This is a genomic window from Acinetobacter sp. YH12106 (assembly GCF_013418995.1).
Taxonomy (GTDB): Bacteria; Pseudomonadota; Gammaproteobacteria; order Pseudomonadales; family Moraxellaceae; genus Acinetobacter; species Acinetobacter pseudolwoffii.
On the sequence record NZ_VPAV01000061.1, the window covers coordinates 1 to 2,399 of the forward strand.

The window sequence follows — 2,399 nt, forward strand, 5'->3', positions numbered from 1 at the left end:
TCAAGATTGTAGCTGGCATTAATTAAAGCGTTATCTTTCACAATTAAATCTTTCATATAGCGTCTTATTTTATTATGTCGTCTTATTGATGCTAAGGGAATCCTTGCTGACAGTCAATAAGACGACATAATTTAATTTGTCGCATTTTGCAAACTAAATGTAGGCATATGGAAATTAAATTCTGCAAGGTAAGTGTCAATAAAGCGACATATTTAATTTTGTCTTTCAAAGCACACTAAGTGTCGTCTTATTGAGAATTTCTAGCACACTAAGTGTCGTCTTTTAGCACACTAAGTGTCGTCTTATGTCCTCTGAAACGCACGTATATCAATGCTTTCATACTGCTTAAAAGCATTTAAAAGCTTTTTTATTATTAAAAGCCCAAAAAAATCAAAAACGGCATTTAAAACTGCCCTATGTTTTCGCTACGCTCAAACTGTATTGAATCTCGCTGCGCTCGATTCCTGGGGGCAGTTTTTTCAAAGACAGGCTAGGATGCTAAAAACAAGAATGGATTCGCTTCGCTCATAAAGCTTTATGCTCGCTTCGCTCGTCATGGAGCCAGTGGCTACAGTCGCTTTGCTCTGTAAATCTCGTTATGAAGCAACAGGGAGCTTGTAATCAGGGAAAAGGCAGGGGCGAATTTTTATAACGCTCAGTCGCTCGTAGACACTCGCTCGGCTACTTGATCAATTTGTTTAGTTGTTCTTCAAAATCTTGCTTGTTTAAATCACCTGAAACGTACTGATCATAAAGTTTTTGATGATTTTCAGTGATTTCTAAATCGTAATATTCTCGATCTGATTTCTTTAAAAACACCTCTGACAAACGCTTATTTTTTTCAGCATCACTCAATTTCATGGTCTAAATGCTCCTATTTTGCGTTTATTGGCGTTTTTAGCCCTGTTTAGCTAGATTTCCCTGTTTTTGAGAAAAGAGCGCTTAAATGCGATTCTAGGCGGTTTTTCGCCATGTGTGAAAATCTGATATTTCAAAAGTTGCCGATCGGCAAGTTTTAGCGGTTTGGGGATTTATCATTTTCCGACAGCAGGAGGGAATGCACGCTTACGCGTTTCTCTCCGAGAAACAAAAAAACGACCTCTGAAAAAGATAAAAATAAGCCCCAAAAGTTGGGGCGTTTTGAAATCTTTTTCAGAGGATTAATTACTACTTTTTGGCATTCACGTAGTCATAAAATTGAATTTGCTGTTCTGGGTCTTTTAGCATAGGGCGAAGTCTTCGTGCAAAGTCATCTGGAGATTCATTTTCTAGTTTTAAATGAGCGAATTTTTTATCTCTCGACATGAGGTATGACAAGCTATTCACTTGCATATTTTGCAATTCAATAAACTTAGGTTCATCGACCTGTTTGATTGGTGCCGATTGGATTTTCTTAGAACCAAAGCCGAGCTGTTCCAGTAGCGGGTAAAACATCCTGAATTTTTTTGGCTCTAAAAGCATGTCTGCAAGGCGTTTCGTAAAGTCTTCGGCTGACTCTCCGATCTCTGCATATTCGCTACCAACTTCAGGCAGTTCAGATAATTTGTGTGCGAACAAATGCCGTTGGGCATCGGTCATTTCAATAAAGAAATCGGGTGTGTCGGGATCTCGTTTAGGGGCAATTTTTTGTTGTTTTTTGGGTTGTACCTTCTGTTTAAATCGGAATGAGAAACCAATAATATTACGTCCTCTTTTGTGCTGTTCTTCTTTGACAGTAATATCCGTATTTTCATTGATTTGCTTTAATGATGGCTCTAAAACACGCTTTTTAAAGTCGTGCATTCGGTGATATTCACTTTCTAATACTCCCAATCTTTCTCTGAACTCACTTAGCTCAATAATTGGTGTTTTCCCACTACTACGCCAAGCAATCAAAAGTTCATAAAGCCTAATGGAGTAGCCAGTGGAAAGCCCTTTTACTTGTTCTAATTCATAGCTCGTAAATTGTTTTTCTAGTCGAGTTATTAAAGGGATAATTGCAGGTGAAAAAATTAACTCAACAGATGCCGTTTTTTCGATGTATGCAATTTGAGAAACCCAACGTGAGGTAATATGAGCTATTCCTTTTCCTCTTTGTTCTTGGTAACTAAATTGACGAGCAAACAAGTCCTTACATGCTTCCTTTAGTGCTTGATAAGCACCATTTTTCAATACATCAAAGTGGTTGATATAGCTCTCTGCGTGAATGGTTAAAGGGTCATTCGCATTAATACCTTTGCCACTTTCACGGGCTTCAATGATTGCTAAAAGAATTAACCGTTGTTCTACTAGGTCAAGATTGTAGCTGGCATTAATTAAAGCGTTATCTTTCACAATTAAATCTTTCATATAGCGTCTTATTTTATTATGTCGTCTTATTGATGCTAAGGGAATCCTTGCTGACAGTCAATAAGACGACA

At 37.6% G+C, this 2,399-nt stretch carries 1 protein-coding gene and 1 pseudogene; both read right to left on the bottom strand.

Features of this window, described 5'->3' with window-relative positions; all coding sequences use genetic code 11:
- Positions 1 to 681: 681 nt before the first annotated feature.
- On the bottom strand, positions 682 to 861 hold the full coding sequence (locus FTU45_RS15220; RefSeq protein WP_180076691.1) for a hypothetical protein: 180 nt from the start codon (positions 859 to 861) through the stop codon (positions 682 to 684).
- 540 nt (positions 862 to 1,401) lie between these two features.
- Positions 1,402 to 2,328: pseudogene (repM, locus tag FTU45_RS15225) on the bottom strand (replication initiation protein RepM); the annotation flags it as partial.
- Positions 2,329 to 2,399: the final 71 nt, after the last annotated feature.